At 73.6% G+C, this 21,536-nt stretch carries 7 protein-coding genes; all 7 read left to right on the top strand.

All coding sequences use genetic code 11. The features are described 5' to 3' along the window. From C8E87_RS01905 to C8E87_RS46230, 7 genes are read left to right on the top strand one after another with little or no spacing between them, the layout of a single operon-like run. Window positions 1-1,770: a carbamoyltransferase family protein gene (locus C8E87_RS01905; RefSeq protein ID WP_133871474.1), complete on the top strand. Its 1,770-nt coding sequence runs from the start codon at window positions 1-3 to the stop codon at window positions 1,768-1,770. Beyond that, on the top strand, window positions 1,763-5,041 hold the full coding sequence (locus C8E87_RS01900; RefSeq protein ID WP_133871473.1) for a non-ribosomal peptide synthetase: 3,279 nt from the start codon (window positions 1,763-1,765) through the stop codon (window positions 5,039-5,041). The genes C8E87_RS01905 and C8E87_RS01900 overlap by 8 nt, the downstream gene beginning before the upstream one ends. After that, complete coding sequence (locus C8E87_RS01895) at window positions 5,038-5,232, top strand: MbtH family protein (RefSeq protein ID WP_133871472.1); 195 nt, start codon at window positions 5,038-5,040, stop codon at window positions 5,230-5,232. Before C8E87_RS01900 ends, C8E87_RS01895 begins: the two co-directional genes overlap by 4 nt. Before the next feature lie 10 nt (window positions 5,233-5,242). Beyond that, window positions 5,243-6,538, top strand: coding sequence for an MFS transporter (locus C8E87_RS01890; RefSeq protein WP_133871471.1), 1,296 nt, complete (start codon window positions 5,243-5,245; stop codon window positions 6,536-6,538). A gap of 16 nt (window positions 6,539-6,554) precedes the next feature. Beyond that, complete coding sequence (locus C8E87_RS01885) at window positions 6,555-7,358, top strand: thioesterase II family protein (protein ID WP_203721044.1); 804 nt, start codon at window positions 6,555-6,557, stop codon at window positions 7,356-7,358. Beyond that, the gene (locus C8E87_RS01880; protein ID WP_133871469.1) at window positions 7,351-8,505 is read left to right on the top strand and encodes a cytochrome P450; all 1,155 of its coding nucleotides are present in this window, start codon (window positions 7,351-7,353) and stop codon (window positions 8,503-8,505) included. The genes C8E87_RS01885 and C8E87_RS01880 overlap by 8 nt, the downstream gene beginning before the upstream one ends. Window positions 8,506-8,530: 25 nt before the next feature. Beyond that, window positions 8,531-21,535 carry a type I polyketide synthase gene (locus C8E87_RS46230; protein WP_279536846.1) on the top strand — a complete coding sequence of 4,335 codons (13,005 nt, stop codon included), beginning with the start codon at window positions 8,531-8,533 and terminating at the stop codon, window positions 21,533-21,535. Window position 21,536 lies beyond the last annotated feature (1 nt).

Here is a 21,536-nt window from a genome sequence, read left to right as displayed (position 1 = left end):
GTGCTGGTCCTCGGAATCAGCGGGCTCGACCGGGCCGCCGCGCTCAAGAAGCGGATGATGCCCGGGCTCGACCCCCGCGAACAGCGCCTGGTGCAGGGCCTCGACTCGGCCGCCGCCCTGGTCGACGAGAACGGCGTGATCGCCGCCTCGGCGCAGGAACGGCATGACGGCGTCAAGGGAACCGGCGCCTTCCCGGCCGACGCCGTCGCCGCCTGCCTGCGGATGGCCGGCGCCACCCTGAGCGACGTCGACCTCGTCGCCCACGGCTTCCGCTATCAACCCTCGGCGGCCTTCGAGCTCGACGACTACCTGCGGCGGTGGTACCGGGAGGCGTACAGCGAAGGGGTCCAGCTCGACGTGCTGCGGTCGCACTACCCGGACCAGGACTGGGAACGCAAGCTCGTCCGGGTCCCGCACCACCTGGCGCACGCCGCGAGCACGTACCACCTGAGCGGTTTCGCGGACGCGCTGGTGCTGGTCGCCGACGGAATGGGCGAGACGGAGTCGACGTCGCTGTTCAGCGGGCACGACGGCCGGTTGGAGACGCTGCGCACCTACCCGATCGGGAGCTCGCTCGGCATCCTCTACAGCGTCGTCACCCAGTATCTGGGCTTCCTGCCCGGCATGGACGAGTACAAGGTGATGGGGCTCGCGCCGTACGGCGACATCGGCTCCTTCCCGGACGCCGGGCTGGTCACGCTGCGCCCGGACGGCGGCCTCAGCGTGCCGCTGCTGGCCTGCGACAAGACCCCGGAGGAGCGGGAGACCCACCGCGGGGCGATCCGCCGCCTCGAGGAGCTGTTCGGCCCGGCCCGCCATCCCGACGCCCCGATCACGCAGCGGCACATGGACATCGCCGCCGTCCTCCAGCGGTCGCTGGAGCAGAGCCTGCTGTACGTCCTGGACGGGGCGCCGGGGAAGGCGTACCGGGATCTGTGCATGGCCGGCGGCGTCGCCCTCAACTGCACCGCCAACGGCCTGATCGCCCGCAGCGGACGGTTCGACCGGATGTTCGTCCAGCCCGCCTCCGGTGACGACGGAACCGCGCTCGGCGCGGCCCTGCACGTCCTGCGCAGCCACGTTCCCGCGGTACCGGCAGCGATGGGAATGCCGTACTGGGGCGAGGAGTTCGGTGCGACCGAGATCGAGGCGGCCCTGGCCACGCTCGGCCCCGGGCACCGGGTGCGTCATCTTCCGGGCGAGGCGCTGCTGGCGGAGACGTCCGATCTCATCGCCGCGGGCAAGGTGGTCGCCTGGTTCCAGGGACGGATGGAGTTCGGGCCGCGCGCCCTGGGCAACCGCAGCATCCTGGCCGACCCCACCGCGCCGGACATGCGCGCGCACCTGAACGCGGTGGTGAAGCAGCGCGAGGAGTTCCGGCCGTTCGCGCCGGCGGTGGTCGCCGAGGAGGCAGGCGAGTATTTCGAGATCGAGCCCGGCGAGGAGGGCCTCTACCGGCACATGCTCGTGGTCGCCCGGGTACGCGACAAGTACCGCGACGAGCTGCCGTCGATCACCCACGTCGACGGCTCCGCCCGGGTCCAGGTCGTCGACCGGGAGCTGGCGCCCCGGTTCCACGCGCTGATCCGCCGGTTCGGCGACGACCACCGTACCCCGGTGGTCCTGAACACCTCGTTCAACCTGCGCGGCCAGCCGATCGTGCGGACACCGCAGGAAGCGGTCGCCACCTACGCCCGCTCGGCCCTGGACGCCCTCGCCATCGGCGACTGGCTGGTCGGGCGTGAGCCCGCCGGAGGCTCCGATGAGTGAGCAGCACGACGTCGCGGCCGACCATCTGCGCGAGGCGGTCACCGGGATCTGGTGTGCTGTGCTGGGCGCCGACCACGCCGGCCCCGAGGACGACTTCTTCGCCGAGGGCGGCGACTCCGCACTGGCCGTCGAGGCCGCCCTCAGCCTGCGCGCCGTCACCGGGACCGACCTCGAGATCGACGTGCTCTACCAGTACCCGGAATTCGGGCGCCTGCTGGCCTTCCTGGCCGACCCCCGCCCCGAGCGCGAGGAACGCCCGCTCACGCCGGCCGAGGAACTGCTGTGGTCCGTGGAACGGCTGCGCCCCGGCACGCCGGTCTACCACATCGCCGCGCTCTACCGGTTCCCCGGCCGCATCGACATCCCGCGTCTGCGGACCGCCCTCGACGCCCTCGTCGCCGGCCACGCCGCCCTGCGGCGCGGCTTCGAGGCACCCGGCCGGGCGGTCACCGCGGCCCGCGCGTCCGTCTCGTGCCGGTGGCTGGACGGCCGCGGCCTGCCGGCCGAGAAGCTGCGGGAGCTGATCGACGAGCACGCCCGGCTGCCCTTCGACCTGGCCCGCCCGCCGCTGCTGCGGGCGGTGGCCGTCGAGCGTGGCGACGAGGGCGACCTGCTGCTGCTCACCGTGCACCACCTGGTGTGCGACGGCGGGTCGCTGGCGATCCTGGAGGACGCCCTCAGCGAGCTCTACACCACCGGCAGATCCGGGCCCGCGCCGCGGGCCGAGGCGATCCCGGAGGGTGCGCGGGCGGTGAACGAGGAGTCGCGCGCGTACTGGCGGCGCGTCCTGGCGGACTGTCCCCGTACCATCGCCCTGCCGCACGACCTGTCCCGGCCCGCCGCGCTGGAGAACACCGGCGACGTCCACCGGCTCGTCTGCCCGGACGACCTGGTGGCCGACATGGCGGGGTTCGCCGCCCGGGAACGGGTGAGCCCGTTCATGACGTGGATCGTCGCCTACGTGGCGGGCCTCGTCGCGCAGACCGGCGAACGCGACGTGGTGATCGGGATCGCCGCCTCCTCGCGGACGGCCGAGCAGCGCGGCGAGATCGGGATGTTCGTCGACCCGGTGCCGCTGCGTCTGGCCGTTGCGGAGGGGACCACCGCCCGGGATCTGGCCCGCCAGGTGCGCTCGGCGACCGCCTCGGCACTGGCCCACCGCGGGGTGAGCTTCCAGACGATCGTCGACGACCTGGGACCCGGCGGCGATCCCACTCGGGCGCCGCTCGTCCAGGCCGGCCTCAGCTACCTCGACGTGGGAGCAAGCGCCCTCCGGTTCGACGGGCATCAGGCCGTACGCGATCTGCTGCCCACCGGGACGGCGAAGTACGAGCTGCTCTGGGCGGTCACTCGGCAGGCCAACCGGACGATCGCCGAGCTCGAGTACCTCAGCGGGCTGTTCACCCCGGAACACGCCGAACAGGTGCACGCCGCAATGCTGGCGGCGGCCGGTGCGGCGTTCGCGAATCCGGACGCCCCGCTGCGTCTGCCCGAACGCCCGATCCACGCCGACCGGGTTCCGCTCCCGGAGCTGATCCGCCGGCGGGCCGGGCAGCAGCCGGACGCACCGGCCGTGCGCGACCACGGCGTCGAGCTCACCTACGCGCAGCTCGACGAGCGGGCCGTCGCCATCGCCACCGGGCTGCGGGCGGCGGGGCTGCGCCGCGGGGATGTCGTCGCCGTACCGATGGCGCGGGGAGCCGACGCGATCTGCTCGTACCTCGGCATCTTCTACGCCGGCTGCGCCTACCTGCCGGTCGACCAGGGCCAGCCCGCCGAACGGCTGCGGGTCGCCCTGGACGGGGTGGCCGACGCGGCGCTGGTTACCGCGGCGTCCCCCGTGCTGCCCCCGGGTCTGCGGGTGCTGCGGCTGGACCGGCTGCTCGGCGGCCCGCACCCGGCAGCCGACCCGGCCGTCCCGGTCCGCGTCACAGGGGAGGACGCCGCGTATCTGATGTCCACCTCGGGCACCACCGGACGCCCCAAGACCGTCGTCGTTCCGCATCGCGCGATCAGCCGCCTCGTGCCCGAAGCGGCCGGCCTGGAATACCGGCGTGACGATCGCGTCGCGCACCTGTGCAACCCGGCCTTCGACGCCGCCATCCTGGAGATCTGGGGTGCGCTCGGCGCCGGTGCCGTGCTGGCGATCGGCGACCGGGAGGACGTCTCGTCGCCGGCCCGGCTGCGCGCGTTCCTCGACGAGCACCGGATCAGCGTGCTGGGGCTGCCAACCGCGCTGCTCAACACCGTGATCGACTTCGCGCCGGACGCCCTCGGCGAACTGCGCCTGCTGATCTTCGGCGGGGAGAGGGCCGACGAACAGCGGCTGGCCCGGCTGCTGGCGCACCGGCCGCCCGGCTCGGTCGTCAACGTCTACGGCCCGACCGAGAACACCACGGTCAGCACCCTGCAGCAGGTGACGGCGGCCGGGCTCGACCCGGGCCCGCTACCGATCGGCCGGCCGGTCTCCGGTTCGACGGCGTACGCGCTGGGACCCGACGGCCAACCGGTCCCGCCCGGCGTCGAGGGTGAGCTGTACGTCGGCGGCGACGGCCTGGCCCGCGGCTACCACGGCAACCCCGCTCTCACCGCCGCGTCCTTCGTCCCCAACCCGTTCGGCCCCGGCCGCCTCTACCGCACCGGGGACCGGGTGCGCATGCTGCCGGACGGAACCTTCACCTTCCGGGGCCGCAACGACGACCAGGTCAAGGTCCGCGGCTTCCGGGTGGAGCTCGGCGAGATCGAGCACGCGCTGCGCTCGCTGCCGGGCGTCGACGACGCGGTGGTCGCCGCCCGCGCCACCGCCGACAGTGCCGAGCTGCTGGGCTGGGTCACCGGCCCCCGCGACGCCGCCGGGCTCGCCGAGGAACTGCGCACGCGGCTCCCGGCGTACATGATCCCCGCCCTGGCCGTCGCCGACCGGCTCCCCCTCAACGCCAACGGCAAGGTGGACCGCGCCGCGCTGCTGGCCTCCCTGGACGCGCCGGACACCACCGTCGAGGAGCCTCCCGAGGAGCCCGCCGCCGACGCGCTGACCGAGGCGGTCGCCGCGCTGTGGCGGGAATCCCTCGGCCTGGCCCGGGCCCGCCCGGACGACAGCTTCGTCGCGCTGGGCGGCCACTCCATCAAGGCACTGAGGCTGCTCGCCCGCCTCGACGAAGAGCTCGGCGTCACCGTCGACCTGGCTGACTTCCTGGCCGACCCCACCATGCGCGCGCTGGTCGCCGCCGTGCACCAGCTCCAACCGACCACCGAAAGGAAGCAGCCATGACCGAGGACGAATACGACGTCGTCGTCAACGACGAGGAGCAGTACTCCATCTGGGCCGCGGGCCGCGCGATCCCGGCCGGCTGGCAGGCCGTCGGCGTACGCGGCAGCCGTGAGAAGTGCTTGGAGCACATCGAGGAGGTCTGGACCGACATGCGGCCCAAGAGCCTGCGCCTCGCCATGGGCGAGCACTGAGGAGGTCGCCATGTGGACGCTGCTGCGCACCAACCGGAGCTTCCGGACGCTGTTCGCCTCCAGCGCGGTGACGAGCTTCGGCGAGACCGCCGTCTACCTCTCGCTCGCGATCTGGGTCAAGGATCTGACCGGCTCGAACGCCGCGGCCGGCATCGTGTTCCTGGCCATCACGCTGCCCGGGCTGTTCGCGCCGGTGCTCGGCCACATCGTCGACCGGGTCAGCCGGCGGCGGCTGATGATCGGCATGGATCTCGCGATGGCGGCGCTGTTCCTCACGCTGCTGGCGGTGCGCAGTGACGGCCAGGTGTGGATCATCTATCTGGTCACCTTCGCGTACGGCGTGCTCTCCGCCAGCCCGGCCCCGCCCGCGCTGCTGAAGGACGTCCTGCCCTCGGAGGACGCGGCGTCGGCCCGCTCCCTGATCATGGCCGTCGGCGAGGGCGTCCGGATCGTCTCCCCGGTGGTCGGCGCCGGGGTGTACGTGGCGTTCGGCGGCAGCGCGCTGGCGGTGTTCGGCAGCGCCACCTTCCTGATCGCCGCGCTCCTGCTGATCTCCGTCCACGTCGTGGAGTCCGAGCCCGAGCCGGCCGGGGAGCCGCTCCGCTCGTCGGTGGTCGCCGGGTTCCGGTTCGTCCGGGGCGTGCCGCTGCTGCTGCGCCTCTCGCTCACGACGGTGGCGTTCATGCTCGTGGTCGGGCTGCTGGAGACCGCCGTGTTCGCGGCGATCCAGGGGCTGGGCCGGCCGGCCGCGTTCCTCGGCGTGATCGCCTCGTTCCAGGGCGGCGGTTCCGTTGTCGGCGGGCTCATCTCCGGCTCGTTCGTGAAGCGGTGGGGCGAGGTCCGGGCAACCTGCGCGGGCTACGCGCTGATCACCGTGGGTCTGCTGCTCTGCCTGGCCGGGAACATCCCGCTGTTCCTGGTCGGCGTCGTCCTGCTCGGGCTCGGCATCCCGTTCGTGATGGTCTCCCTGGGCACCGCCCTGCACCTCTACACCCCCGGACGCATGCAGGGCCGGGTGAACGCGGCGGTCAGCTCGGTCAGTGGCGGCGCCCAGGCGTTGTCCATCGCGGCCGGTGCCGCCCTGATCGGTGTGCTCGGCTACCAGGCGATGTACCTCGCGATGGCCGCCACGGCCGTCCTCTGCTCGGCGTCGCTGCTGGTGGGACGGGTGCCGCAGCCCGAGATCGCGAGATCGGTGGTCGACGACGCCCAGGACGACAGCGCCGCGGATGACGTCGCCAGGGGCGGCGCCGCGGATGACGTGGCGATGGATGACGACGCCCTGGATCCGGAGACCAGCCGATAGACCGGGAGGACCGTACGTGGACCCCATCGCACCGCGACCGAGGGCCGGGCGGGCCGGCGGCTGGATCGCCGGCCCGCAACCCCGGCGGACGCCGGCCCTCCGCCTGTTCTGCCTGCCGTACGTGGGTGGCGGCGCGCAGGTCTACGAGCCGTGGCGGGGGGCCTTCGGCGAGGACGTCGAGGTGTGCCCCGTCGAGCTGCCCGGCCGGCAGACCCGGATGCGCGACCGCCCGTACACCCGCCTGGACGCCCTCGTCGGTGCGCTCGCGGCCGCCGTCGTGGACGAGCTCGACGTGCCGTACGCGCTCTTCGGCCACAGCATGGGCTCGCTGGTCGCCTTCGAGCTGGCCCACGAGTTACGCCGGCGCGGTGCCGGAGAGCCGTGCGTCCTGTTCGTCTCGGCGGGCCCGGCACCGCGGCTTCCGCGCCTGCGGCCGCCGCTGCACGCCGCACCCGAGGAGCGGGTGGTCGCCCGGCTCGCCGAGCTGGGCGGCCTGCCCCAGGAGATCCTCGACGAACCGGAGCTCCTGCGGTACTTCCTGCCGGCCATCAGGGCCGACTTCGAGGTGATCGAGACGTACGAGTACCCGTCCCGGCCGCCGCTCGTCTGCCCGGTGGTGGCCTTCACCGGCAGCGAGGACGAGGACCTGCCGCCGGCCGGTCTGACGCCGTGGGGCGAGGAGACCACCGGCCGCTTCGACCAGTTCGTGCTGCCCGGCGGCCACTTCTTCCTGCGCGGTTCGGAAGGGGAGCTGCTGACGCTGATGCGGGGCGCGCTCGCCCCGTACACCCGCTCGTGGAGGCGATTCGCCGATGCCTGACAACGGCCTGGGACCGCTCCCCGCGTTCCTGACGACCGCCGGCGCCGGCGTCCTCCCGATCGTCACGCCGATGGGCGACAAGATGTGGCTCGTGCGCGACTACGCCCTCGGCCGCCTGGTGCTCACCGACAAACGGTTCAGCCGGGCCGAGGCGACCCGGCCGCGGGCGCCCCGATTCAACGACGCCCAGCCGGCCGCCGACGCGATGATGAGCATGGACGGCGCCGAACACGCCCGGCTGCGGCGGGTGGTGAGCGGCGCCTTCAGCACCCACCGGGTCGCCGCGATGGCGCCTCACGTCGAACGCCTCACCGACGAACACCTCGACGCACTCGCCGCCGCCGGGCCGGGCGCCGACCTCATCGCGAGCCTCGCCACGCCCCTGCCGCTGGCCGTCCTGTGCTCGGTGGTCGGCATCCCGCCGGAGGACGGCGACGTGTTCCGCGACCGGGTGGAGGTGCTCTTCGACATCTCGGCCAGCACGCCGCAGGAGAAGTCGCGCCGCCGCCTCGAACTGGTCGACTACATGGGCGACCTGATCGAGCAGAAGCGCCGCCGTACCGACGATGACCTGCTGACCGCGCTGATCGCGGCGCACGACCGGGGCCGGCTGTCGATGGGCGAGCTGCTGACGCTCGGCCTCACCCTGCTGATGGCCGGGTACGAGACCACTGTCGGCCAGATCGGGCTCTCGGTGCTCGCGCTGCTGTCGGACCCGGCCGCCCTCGCCGAGCTGCGCGCCGACCCCGCGCTCGTGGAACCGGCCGCGGAGGAACTGCTGCGTCTGACGCCGGCCACGCCGCTGAGCTTTCCCCGGGTGGCCGTGGCGCCGGTCCGGCTCGGCACGGTCACCGTCGAGGCCGGCGAGGCGGTGGTGGTGTCGCTGATGCACGGCAACCGGGACGACGAGATCTGGGCGCGGCCGGAACACCTCAACCCGCACGGCCGCGACGCCGTCCACCTGACTTTCGGGCACGGGGTGCACCGCTGCCTCGGTGCGCCACTGGCCCGCCTCCAGTTGCGGATCGTCCTGGACCACCTGCTGCGCCGTTTCCCCCGGCTACGCCTGGCCACCGCGCCCGACGCCGTGGTCTGGAAGTCGGGGCTGTCCATCCGCGGCCTCGTCCGGCTGCGCGTCGACTGGTAGCCGAGCCGCGTCGAGGAGGATCACCGTGTCCGCTGAGAACATCCACCGCGTCCCAGGGCCCATCGCCGTCGTCGGCATCGCCTGCCGGTTTCCGCAGGCGCCGGACCCGGCGGCGTACTGGCGGCTGCTCGCCGATGGGCGCAGCGCGATCGGCGAGGCTCCCGCCGGGCGCTGGAACGGGGTGGCCGGGCCGCGGCGCGGCGGCTTCCTCGACGCCGTCGGGGATTTCGACGCGGCGTTCTTCCACATCTCGCCCCGTGAGGCCGCGGCCATGGATCCGCAGCAGCGGCTCGTGCTGGAGCTGGTCTGGGAGGCCCTGGAGGATGCCGGGATCGTGCCGGCGGCACTGCACGGCAGCCGTACGTCCGTCGTGGTCGGCGCGTTGCGGGACGACTACGCCGCCCTGGTGCATCAGCAGGGCGAGGCGGCCGTCACCCAGCACACCATGACCGGCGTCAACCGCGGGATCATCGCCAACCGGGTCTCGTACCACCTGGGGTTGCGCGGGCCGAGCCTGGTCGTCGACACCGCCCAGTCGTCCTCGCTGACCGCGGTCCACCTGGCCTGCACCGGCCTGCACAGCGGCGAGTCCACCCTCGGCATCGCCGCCGGTGTGAACCTCAACCTGCTGTCCGGCAACGTGCTGGCCGAGCAGCGTTTCGGCGCCCTGTCGCCGGACGGCACGACGTACGCGCTCGACGCCCGGGCCAACGGCTTCGTGCCCGGCGAGGGCGGCGCCGTCGTCATCCTCAAGCCGCTGAGTGACGCGCTGGCCGCCGGCGACCGGATCCACGGCGTGATCCTCGGCAGCGCGGTCAACAACGACGGCGCCACCGACGGGCTCACCACGCCCAGCCGGGCCGGGCAGGAGGAGGCGATCCGGGAGGCGTACGGACGATCCGGCATCGTCCCCGACGACGTCCAGTACGTCGAACTGCACGGCACCGGCACCCCCGCCGGCGACCCGGTCGAGGCCGCGGCGCTGGGAGCCGTGCTCGGATCCGGGCGCGGCGACGGGCCACGCCTGCGGGTCGGCTCGGTCAAGACCAACGTCGGGCACCTGGAGAGCGCCGCCGGCATCGCCGGACTGATCAAGGTGCTGCTGAGCATCCGCAACCGGCAACTCCCGGCCAGCCTGAACTTCACCGCCCCCGGGCCGGGCGTCCCCCTCGACGAGCTGGGACTGCAGGTCCAGACCGGGCTGACCGGCTGGCCGCGGCCGGATCGCCGGCTGGTGTCCGGCGTCAGCTCGTTCGGCATGGGCGGCGCCAACTGCCACGTGGTGGTGGCCGAGCCGCCCGCGGCCCCGGCATCCCGCGACGCCACCGCCCCGAAATGGCCGGTGTCGTGGGTGATCTCCGGGCACAGCGCGGCGGCGTTGCGAGCCCAGGCGGCGCGGCTGCGGGAGGTCGCCACCGACCATCCGGCCGATGCCGTGGCCCACGCGTTGGTCACCCACCGGGCCGTGTTCGATCACCGCGCTGTCGTCACCGCCGGCGACCGCGACGGGCTGCTGACCGGACTCGAAGCGGTGGCGGCCGGCAAGCCCGCGGCCGGCGTCGTGTCCGGGGTGGTGGCGCCGGGCCGGCTGGGTTTCCTCTTCACCGGGCAGGGCTCGCAGCGGGTGGGCATGGGGATGGGCCTGCACGCTGCCTTCCCCCGCTTCGCGAGGGCCTTCGACGAGGTCGCCGCCGCGCTGGATCCGTTGCTGGACCGGCCGATCGCCGCGGTCATCGCCGAGGGCGGACCGGATCTCGACCGTACCGCGTACACCCAGCCCGCCCTCTTCGCGGTCGAGGTGGCGCTGTTCCGGTTGCTCGCATCGTGGGGTCTGCGCCCGGACTATCTGGCCGGCCACTCGATCGGGGAGATCAGCGCCGCGCACGTGGCCGGGGTGCTGTCACTGCCCGCCGCGGCGCGTCTGGTCGCGGACCGCGCGCGGCTGATGTCGGCCCTTCCCGCGGGTGGGGTGATGATTTCGGTACGGGCGACCGAGGACGAGGTACGTGACCTGGTCGCCGCCGAGCGGGGCCGGCTCGCGGTCGCCGCCGTCAACGGTCCCGATGCCGTGGTCATCTCCGGCGACGAGGCGGCCGCCCAGCGCGTCGCCGCCGAGCTGACCGCCCGAGGCCACCGGACGAAGCGCCTCGACGTGAGCCACGCCTTCCACTCGCCGCACATGGACCCGATGCTCGACGACTTCCGGGTGGTCGTGGCGGCGCTCGACCTGGCGTCGCCCACCATCCCCATCGTCTCCACGGTCACCGGAGAGCTGGTGCAGGCCGGCGAGCTGACCTCGCCGGACTACTGGGTCCGGCAGGTACGACAACCGGTGCGCTTCCTCGACGCGGTCCGCACCCTGCGGGCCGAGGGCGTGACCACCTTCCTGGAGCTGGGCCCCGACGGCGTCCTGGCGGCCCACGCGGCGGCCGGCGCCCGCGAAGCCGCCACCGCCGCGCTGCTCCGGTCCGGCCGCCCCGACGCGAACACGGCCCTCGAAGCGGTGGCCCGAGCCCACGTCCGAGGCCACACACTCGACTGGACCACCGTCCTCGACAAACCCGATTCCCCCCGCGTGGAACTGCCCACCTACGCCTTCCAACGCCGCCCTCACTGGTTCGACAATCCCACCGGCGCACCTGCCGCCGCTGTCGCGTCCGTCGATTCGGCGCTGGGCGTGGAGGAGCTGGTGGCCGCTCATCTTGCCGCCGTGCTCGGTAGCGGGCCCGGCGAACGCGTGCCGGCGCACACCCCCTTCCTCGACCTCGGCGTCAACTCGCTGATGGCCACCGAACTGCGTACCGCCCTCGCCGACGCCACCGGCCTGTCGCTGCCGAGCGGCCTCCTTTTCGACCACCCCACGCCGGCCGCGCTAACCGAGTTCATCGCTGCCCGGCTGAGCGGCGCCACTGCCGCCCAGCCGAAGCCGGCCGCCGCGGCCGATCCGGGCGAGCCGATCGCGATCGTCGGGATGGCGTGCCGTTTCCCGGGTGGGGTGTCGTCGCCGGAGGATCTGTGGCGGCTGGTGGCCGACGGGGTGGATGCGGTCGGCGCGTTCCCCACCAACCGGGGCTGGGACCTCGGCGACGTCTACGCCGCCTCGCAAACCCGGCACGGCGGGTTCCTGTACGACGCCGGCGAGTTCGACGCGGCGTTCTTCGGCATCTCGCCCCGCGAGGCCGAGGCGATGGATCCGCAGCAGCGGCTGCTCCTGGAGACCGCGTGGGAAGCCGTCGAGCGGGCCGGCCTCGACCCCACGTCGTTGCGGGGCAGCGGAACCGGTGTCTTCGTCGGCGCCACCGCCCTGGACTACGGCCCGAGGATGGCCGATGCTCCCGAAACTGCCCGCGGGCACGTGCTGACCGGCACCACTCCGAGCGTCGCCTCCGGCCGGATCGCCTACCAGCTGGGCCTGACCGGCCCGGCCATCACCGTCGACACGGCGTGTTCGTCGTCGCTGGTCGCTTTGCACCTGGCGGTTCGTTCGCTGCGTTCCGGTGAGTGCGATCTGGCGCTGGCCGGGGGAGCCACAGTCATGGCCACGCCCGGCATGTTCCTGGAGTTCTCGCGGCAGCGGGGGTTGTCGGTGGATGGGCGGTGTAAGTCGTTTGCGGAGGGTGCGGATGGGACGGGGTGGTCGGAGGGTGTGGGTTTGTTGTTGGTGGAGCGGTTGTCGGTGGCGCGGGCGCGTGGTCATCGGGTGTGGGCGGTGGTTCGGGGTTCGGCGGTCAATCAGGATGGTGCGTCGAATGGTTTGACGGCGCCGCATGGTCCGTCGCAGGAGGCGGTGTTGCGGGCGGCGTTGGTGGATGGGGGTTTGGGTCCGGGGGATGTTGATGCGGTGGAGGCGCATGGGACGGGGACGGTGTTGGGGGATCCGATTGAGGCGGGGGCGTTGGCGGCGGTTTATGGCCGGCCGGGTGGGTTTTTTGTGGGTTCGTTGAAGTCGAATATTGGGCATGCGCAGGCGGCGGCGGGTGTGGGTGGTGTCATCAAGATGGTGGGGGCGTTGAGGTCGGGGGTGTTGCCGAGGTCGTTGCATGGTGAGGTGCCGTCGTCGCGGGTGGATTGGGTGGCTGGTGGGTTGGAGTTGTTGTCGGGGGAGCGGGTTTGGCCGGTGAGGGGTCGGGTTCGGCGGGCGGGGGTGTCGTCGTTCGGTATCTCCGGGACGAACGCGCATGTGATTTTGGAGCAGGCGGAAGAGCCTCCGGCAGGTGCGGGGACCACCACCCCGGCCATCATCCCCTGGGTTCTCAGCGCCCGGACCGAAGCCGCCCTTCGCGCCCAGGCGACCCGGCTGGGCGACCACCTCGACGCGTCCCCGGCGGACATCGGCCTCGCCCTCGCCACCACCCGTACGTCCTTCGAGCACCGCGCCGTGATTCTCGGTCCCGACCTTCGGGCCGGCCTCAGCGCCCTCGCGGCCGGTGCCCCGGCACCCAACCTGCACGTCGGCTCGGCAGCCGGCTCCGGGCGTACTGCCTTCCTCCTCACCGGCCAGGGCGCCCAGCACGCCGGCATGGGACGCCGCCTGGCTGCCGCGTACCCGGTGTTCGCCGCCTTCCTCGACGAGGCCTGCGCCGCCTTCGACGGACTCCTCGACGAGCCGCTGCGCGATGTCATGTGGGCCGCCGAGGGCAGTCCTCGGGCACGGCTGCTGCACCTCACCGCGTACACCCAGCCCGCCCTGTTCGCCCTGGAGACGGCGTTGTTCCGGCTCCTGGAACACCACGGCACGGTCCCCGGGCTGCTCGCCGGGCACTCGATCGGCGAGATCAGCGCCGCCCACGTGGCCGGTGTGCTCCCGCTGGCCGCCGCCGCCCGGCTGGTCGCGGCTCGCGGCCGGCTGATGGGCTCCACCCGCGGCGGCGCCATGGCCGCGATCGAGGCCGACCCCGACGAGGTCCGGCGGACGCTGGACGAGGACCGGGTCTGTCTCGCCGCCATCAACGCACCTCGCTCGGTCGTGGTGTCGGGCGACGAGGACGAGGTCGAGCGCGTCGCCGCCCGCTGGCGTGAGGCCGGCCGCCGCGTACGCCGCCTGGCCGTGAAACACGCCTTCCACTCCCCGCACATGGACGCCGTCCTCGACGACTTCCAGGCCGTCGCCGCCGGCATCGAGTTCCGCCCGCCGCGTATCCCGATCGTCTCCACCGTCACCGGCGAGACGGCAACCGCCGAGCAGCTGACCTCGCCCGGCTACTGGACCCGGCAGATCCGCGAGACCGTCCGATTCGCCGACGCCGCCGCCCGCCTGGCCGGCCTGGGTGCGACAGTCCTCATCGAGGTCGGCCCGGACGCCGTCCTGGCCCCGCTGGCCGCGAACGGCCTGGGGAGTACGGTCACGACGGTCTCCCTGATGCGCGCGGGGCGCGACGAGGCCGACACTTTCACCGCTGGTATCGCCCGCGCCCACGTGAACGGCGCACCGCTGCGCGCCGGCTCGTTCTTCCCCGGCGCCACCCCGGCCCCACTTCCCACGTACGCCTTCGAGAGGACACATTTCTGGTCGGCGCCCGCCGCCCGTACCCCGGGCCTCGAACCCACCGGCCACCCGGTGCTGACCGCGGTGCTGGAACACGCCGGGGACGCCGCCGTCGTCTTCACCGGGCGCATCACGCCCACCGCGCATGCCTGGATGTCCGACCACACGATCGCCGGGACCACCCTCGTGCCGGCCACCGTCCTGCTCGAACTGGCCGCCGCGGCGGGCGACCGGATCGGCACCCCGCGGGTGGGCGAGCTGACGCTGGAACAGCCGATCGAGCTCGCCGGGAAGACCGTACTGCTGCAGGTGGAAGTTGCCGCCCCGGACGCCGCCGCACGCCGTACCTTCACGATCCACGCCCGCACGGACCGGGAATGGATCCGGCATGCCGCCGGAGTCCTGGCTCCCGCCGAAGCGCCCACCGAGGAAGCCTCGGCCACCTGGCCACCCGAGGGCTCGACGCCGGAACCCGTCGGGGAGGTGTACGCACGGCTGGCCGAACTCGGCTACGGCTACGGACCGGCCCTCCAGGGCCTCGCATCGCTGTGGCGGCGCGGCGCGTCGACGTATGCCGAGATCCAGCTGAGCGCGAGCACCGAGCCGTATCTCGTCCACCCGGCCCTGCTGGACGCGGCTCTGCACGCCCTCGTCCTCGACGCGGGGGCCGTCCTCCTGCCGTTCAGCTGGCGCGATGTGACCCTGCACGCGAGCACAGCGACCCGGCTCCGGGTCCGCATCACGCCGGACGCCGACGGCACCGCGACACTCGTGCTGACCGGAACCGACGGCGCCCCCGTGGCATCGGTGGGGTCCCTGGCCCTGCGCCCGCTGCCGGCCGACAACCTGTACACAGTGGACTGGAAGGTCGTGCCCGCCGAGCCCGCGGACATGAGCGACGTCGTCACCGCCGACGTCGCGGGGGCCACCCCCGCGCAGGTGCTGCGCCTCGTGCGGGACTGGCTGGCCGAGGACCGTCCCGGCCGCCTGCTCCTGCTCACCCGGAACGCCGTGGCGGTGCGCCCGTCCGACGATGTCGACCTCGACGCCGCCGGTGTCTGGGGCCTCATCCGCTCGGTCCAGTCGGAGTACCCCGGCCGGGTGCTGGTCGCCGACCTCGACACCGACGGGACGGATGCTGTCGCCACGGAGGAGCCGCAGATCGCCGTACGGGCGGGCGAGTTCCACGTGCCGCGACTTGTCCGCCGCCGTCCCACCCCCGGGAACGTCCGGCGCCTCGACCCGGACGGGACCGTGCTCGTCACGGGCGGTACCGGCGGCCTCGGCGCCCTGATCGCTCGGCATCTGGTTGCCGCGTACGGCGTGCGGCATCTCCTGCTCGTGAGCCGCAGCGGCTCGGCGGCACCGGGCGCGGCCGAGCTGACCGCCGCGCTGGCCGAGGCGGGCGCGCGGGTCACCGTGGCGGCCGCCGACGTCGCCGACCGGGACGCGCTGGCCCGGCTGCTGGCCGCCGTACCCGATCGGCATCCCCTGACCGCTGTGGTGCACGCCGCCGGTGTGCTGGCCGACGCGACCCTCCCGTCGCTCACCGAGGCACGCCTGGCCGAGGTGATGCGCCCCAAGGCCGACGCCGCCCGTGTCCTGCACGAACTGACCCAGGGCCGGGACCTCGCGGCGTTCGTCCTGTTCTCCTCGGTGACCGGCATCGTCGGCACCCCGGGGCAGGCCAACTACGCGGCCGCCAACGCCGTCCTCGACGCCCTGGCCCACCACCGCGCCGCCCGTGGGCTGACCGCCACCTCCCTGGCCTGGGGGTTGTGGGACGCCACTCACGGTATGGGCGCCCGCCTCAGCGAGGCCGACCTTGCCCGATGGGAACGAGCGGGAGTACGGCCGTTGAACCCCGCGCAGGGCCTCGCCCTGTTCGACGCGGCCCTCGCCACCGGTGATCCCCTGGTGGTGCCGGCCGTGCTGGAGCCGTCCCGGCTGGTGCGCGACGACGTTCCCGTCCCGCATCTCTTCCGGGCGCTGGTGCGTCCCACCGCACGGGTCGTCGCCGCGCCGAAGGCCGCCGGGTGGGCCGCCCGGATCGCCGCACTGCCCGGCCCCCAACGGGCGGACGCCGTCGCCGGCCTGGTCCGGGCCGAGGCAGCCGCGGTTCTCGGCCACACCCGCACCGACGCGGTCGACCCGCGGCGAAGCTTCAACGACCTCGGGTTCGACTCGATGGCCGCCGTGGACCTGCGCAACCGGCTCGCGGCGGCCACCGGCATCCGGCTGACCGCCACGGCCGTCTTCGACCACCCCACCCCGGAACGGCTCGGCGCGCACCTGCTGGCCCGGGTCGCCGAGGAGAAACCGGCGCCACGGGCCGCCGCCGTCAGCCCGGCCGGCCACGACGAGCCGATCGCGATCGTGGGGATGGCGTGCCGTTTCCCGGGCGGGGTGTCGTCGCCGGAGGACCTGTGGCGGCTGGTCGCCGACGGGGTGGACGCGGTGGGCGAGTTCCCGGCCAACCGGGGCTGGGACCTGGACGCCCTGTACGACCCGGACCCGGACCGGTTCGGCACGTCCTACACCCGGCACGGCGGCTTCCTCCACGACGCGGACATGTTCGACCACGACTTCTTCGGGCTGTCGCCGCGCGAGGCGACCGCCACCGACCCCCAGCAGCGCCTCCTGCTCGAAACCGCGTGGGAGACCTTCGAGAACGCCGGTATCGACCCCGATTCCCTGCGCGGCAGCAACACCGGTGTCTTCACCGGCGCGATGTACGACGACTACGCCTCCCGCCTCGCCCGGACTCCGGACGAGCTCGAAGGGTTCCTGTTGACCGGCAACCTGTCCAGCGTCCTGTCCGGCCGGCTGTCCTACCGCTACGGCCTCCACGGCCCCTCGATCACCGTCGACACGGCGTGTTCGTCGTCGCTGGTCGCTTTGCACCTGGCGGTTCGTTCGCTGCGTTCCGGTGAGTGCGATCTGGCGCTGGCCGGCGGCGTCACGGTCATGAGCAGCCCGCGCACGTTCGTGGAGTTCTCGCGGCAGCGGGGGTTGTCGGTGGATGGGCGGTGTAAGTCGTTTGCGGAGGGTGCGGATGGGACGGGGTGGTCGGAGGGTGTGGGTTTGTTGTTGGTGGAGCGGTTGTCGGTGGCGCGGGCGCGTGGTCATCGGGTGTGGGCGGTGGTTCGGGGTTCGGCGGTCAATCAGGATGGTGCGTCGAATGGTTTGACGGCGCCGCATGGTCCGTCGCAGGAGGCGGTGTTGCGGGCGGCGTTGGTGGATGGGGGTTTGGGTCCGGGGGATGTTGATGCGGTGGAGGCGCATGGGACGGGGACGGTGTTGGGGGATCCGATTGAGGCGGGGGCGTTGGCGGCGGTTTATGGCCGGCCGGGTGGGTTTTTTGTGGGTTCGTTGAAGTCGAATATTGGGCATGCGCAGGCGGCGGCGGGTGTGGGTGGTGTCATCAAGATGGTGGGGGCGTTGAGGTCGGGGGTGTTGCCGAGGTCGTTGCATGGTGAGGTGCCGTCGTCGCGGGTGGATTGGGTTGCTGGTGGGTTGGAGTTGTTGTCGGGGGAGCGGGTTTGGCCGGTGAGGGGTCGGGTTCGGCGGGCGGGGGTGTCGTCGTTCGGTATTTCCGGGACGAACGCGCATGTGATCCTGGAACAGGCGGAAGAGCCTCCGGCACGTACGGAGACCACCACCCCGGCCGCCATCCCCTGGATCGTGACCGGCGCGACCACCGAGGCGGTACGCGCCCAGGCCGCCCGCCTCGCCCGGAACGTCGAAGAGCACCCCGAGCAGTCCGTCACCGACATCGGGTTCACGCTCGCCACCGGGCGGGCCCTTCTCGGCCAGGGCGCCGTGGCGACCGGCGCCGACCGCGACTCGCTGCTGCGCGGCCTCATCGCCATCGCCGAGGGGGTGGAGCCCGCCCGCCACCGTGGCCGGCCGGGCCGGACCGCCTTTCTCCTCACCGGACAGGGCAGCCAGCGCCCCGGCATGGGCCGGGAGCTGTACGCGACCGACCCCACTTTCGCCGCGGCGCTCGACGAGATCTGCCGCCACCTCGACCCGCACCTGCCCCGGCCGCTCAAGGACGTCCTGTTCGCGCCGGCCGGGGAGGACCTGCTCGGCCGTACCGAGTTCACCCAGCCCGCCCTCTTCGCCGTCGAGGTGGCCCTCTGCCGCCTGTTCGACCACTATGGACTGCGCCCCGACTACCTCCTCGGCCACTCGGTCGGCGAGATCGTGGCCGCCTGCGTCGCCGGCGTTCTCGACCTGCCGGACGCGTGCCGGCTGATCGCCGAGCGCGGGCGGCTGATGCAGGCGGCCCGCGGCGGCGGTGCGATGGTGGCGGTCGAGGCGGCCGAAGCCGAGGTACGCGAGACCCTCGTCCCGTACGGCAATCGGCTCAGCATCGCCGCGGTGAACGGCCCCCGGGCGGTGGTCATCTCCGGCGACGCCGACGCGGCCGACGAGATCGCAGCCGCCTGGCGGACCCGCGGCGTGCGGACGGCGCGCCTGCCCGTGTCGCACGCCTTCCACTCGCCGCACATGGACGAGGTGCTCGACGAGTTCCGCACCGTGGCCGAGAGCCTGACGTTCCATCCGCCGCGCATCCCGATCGTCTCGAACGTGACCGGCGATCTCGCCCGCCCCGAGGAGCTGGCGTCGCCCGACTACTGGGTACGCCACATCCGGCAAGCGGTGCGCTTCGCCGACGGGGTGCGCCGCCTGGAGCGCGAGGGTGTCACCGACCTGATCGAGATCGGCCCCGACCCGGTCCTGACCTCGCTGGCCCGGGCCTGCCTGACGGAGCCGGACGGGGAGTTCATCCCGACGCTGCGGCGCAACCGGTCGGAGGCCGAGGGGGTCGCGCGGGCGGTCGGGCTGCTGCGGCTGCGCGGTGCCACCCCGGACTGGCCGGCCGTCTTCCCCGGCGCACGCCAGGTCTCCCTGCCCACGTACGCGTTCCAGCGTGAGCGGCACTGGATCGACGCCCCCGGCGCGGACCACCCTCTGCTCGGGCCACCGGTGAGCCTCGCCGGCCGGGACGCCCTCGTGTTCAGCGGGCGGCTGTCGGTGCGTACCCACCCGTGGCTGGCCGACCACACCGTCGCGGGCGCGGTCCTCGTCCCGGCGACCGCGGTGGTGGAGATGATCACGAGCGCCGGCGAGCAGGCCGGGGCGCCGCGGGTTGCCGAGCTGACCCTGACCAGGCCGCTCGTCCTGCCCGCCGAGAGGGCCGTCCAGGTCCAGCTCACGGTGGCCGAGGTGGACGAGTCGGGGTACCGCCCGGCCACCCTGCACGCCCGGCCCGACGGCGGGGACCACCCCTGGACGCAGCACGCCCAGGGCGTGGTTGGTCCCGCGTCGGCGGCCACCGGTGAGGGACTGACGGTGTGGCCACCGGCCGCCACCGAGGTGCCCCTGGACGGCTTCTACGACACGCTCGCCGCCGCCGGGTACGCGTACGGGCCGGCCTTCCGGTGCGTACGCCGGGTGTGGCGCGGCGACGGCGAACTGTTCGCCGAGGTCGAGCTGCCCGATGCCCACCGGCCGGGCGCCGGCCGCTACGGCCTGCACCCCGCCCTGCTCGACGCGGCACTGCACCCACTGCTGCTGGCCGGGACCGAGCCGCTGCGGCTGCCCTTCGCCTGGACCGGCCTGATCCGGTACGCCACCGGGCTCACCGCCCTCCGGGTCCGGCTCCGCCCAGCCGGAACCGCAGAGGCCTCCCTGACCCTGGCCGACGCCACCGGCGCACCGGTCGGCACCGTGGATTCCGTACTCCTGCGCCCGGCCGACCGCCGGACACTGACCACGGCCACCGAGGGCCTCCACCGCCTGACCTGGACACCACTACCCGCCACTGATGGCTCGGCGCCGAGTGCCGTGGGTGACCCGGCGGCGTTCTTCGCCGCCCTTGACGCCGGCGCGCCGGTTCCCGCGACGGTGGTCCTGGACGCCGTTTCCGAACCCGGTGAGCGGGACGTTGCGGCTGCCGCCCGTGCGGTGGCCGGCCGGACGCTGGGCGTGGTGCAGCGGTGGGTCTCCGACGCGCGGACCACCGGCGCGACGTTGGTGGTGGCCACCCGCGGGGCGGTGCTGACCGGCGACGAGGAGGTCACCGACCTGGCCGCCGCCGGGGTCTGGGGGCTGGTGCGTGCCGCGCAGACCGAACACCCGGGCCGCATCGTGCTCGCCGACCTCGACACCGGCGAAGTGCCGCCCGGGCTGGCCGCCGCCGGCGAACCGCAACTCGCTGTGCGCGGCGGCCGTCTGCTGGCACCCCGGCTGACCCCGGCCCGCCCGGACCGTGGCCGGGAGCCGGTGCGATGGGACCGCGGCACGGTACTGATCACCGGCGGGACCGGGACCCTCGGCCTGCTGCTCGCCCGCCACCTGGTCGGCGAACACGGCGTACGCCGGCTGGTCCTGGTCTCCCGCAGCGGAGCAGCCGCACCGGGAGCCACCGGGATCGCCGGCGCCGAGGTGGTCTACGCCGCCGCCGACGTGACCGATCGGAACGCGCTGTCGGCGGTGCTCGCGGCCATACCCGCCGAACACCCGCTCACCGCTGTCGTCCACGCGGCCGGCGTGCTCGACGACGCACCCGTCACGGACCTGAGCGAGGCCCGCCTCGACGCGGTGCTGGCCGCCAAGGCCGGCGCCGCCTGGCACCTGCACGAGCTGACCAAGAACCTCGACCTGTCGGCGTTCATCCTCTACTCCTCGGTCGCCGGGCTGCTCGGCACCGCGGGACAGGCCGGATACGCGGCTGCAAACTCCTTCCTGGACGCCCTCGCCCAGTATCGCGTGGCCCGGGGGCTGCCCGCCCAGTCGCTGGCCTGGGGCCTGTGGGAGCAGAGCAGCGACCTGACCCGCACCCTGACCGAGACCGACCGGCGGCGGCTGGCCCGGGCCGGCCTGCGGCCGCTGTCCACTGCGGACGCTCTCGGCCTGTTCGACGCCGCGCCGAGCACCGGCGAGGCGGTCGTGGCCCTCACCCACCTGGATGGCCGCGGCGACCACCCGCTGCTGCGCGGCCCGGTGGCGCGGCCCGCCGCCCCGGCAATCGGTGGACTGACGGGAATCGCCGGACTGCCCGAGGCGGACCGCGGCCGGGTCCTGGCCGATCTCGTACGCGGAACGGTTGCCACTGTGCTGGGCCACGGCGACCGGGTGGCGGTACACACCGATCGCAGCTTCCGGGATCTGGGCTTCGACTCGCTCACCGCGCTGGAGCTGCGCAATGCGCTTGCCCGCGCGACCGGGCTCGACCTTCCCGCCGGCCTCGTCTTCGACCACCCGACACCGGCCGCCGTCGTCCGGCATCTGGCCGACCTGGTGGACGCCGGGCGTACGCCCGCGGGTGAACCGATCGCCGCGCGGCTCACCGCCCTCGCCGCCGAGATCCGCCGGGCAGCGGCGGATCCGGAGGCTTTCGGTCAGATCGCCGCCGAGCTGCACGCGCTGCTCGACGTGGCAGCCGAGGCGGCCGGGAGGCCGGCCACCGCCGGCGCCGCTGTCGAGTCCGCGAGCGACGAGGAGCTGTTCGCCCTGATCAACGACTTCGACTGAG

Origin of the sequence: Paractinoplanes brasiliensis, from assembly GCF_004362215.1 — a bacterium.
GTDB classification, from domain to species: Bacteria; Actinomycetota; Actinomycetes; order Mycobacteriales; family Micromonosporaceae; genus Actinoplanes; species Actinoplanes brasiliensis.
Note: the sequence above shows the minus strand (reverse complement) of the source record. Positions and strands in the feature narration are given on the sequence as shown.

Coding starts and splice junctions, on each gene's coding strand:
- C8E87_RS01880 (WP_133871469.1), top strand. CDS start 7,351: ATGCCTGACAACGGCCTGGGACCGCTCCCCGCGTTCCTGACGACCGCC.
- C8E87_RS01890 (WP_133871471.1), top strand. CDS start 5,243: ATGTGGACGCTGCTGCGCACCAACCGGAGCTTCCGGACGCTGTTCGCC.
- C8E87_RS01895 (WP_133871472.1), top strand. CDS start 5,038: ATGACCGAGGACGAATACGACGTCGTCGTCAACGACGAGGAGCAGTAC.
- C8E87_RS01900 (WP_133871473.1), top strand. CDS start 1,763: ATGAGTGAGCAGCACGACGTCGCGGCCGACCATCTGCGCGAGGCGGTC.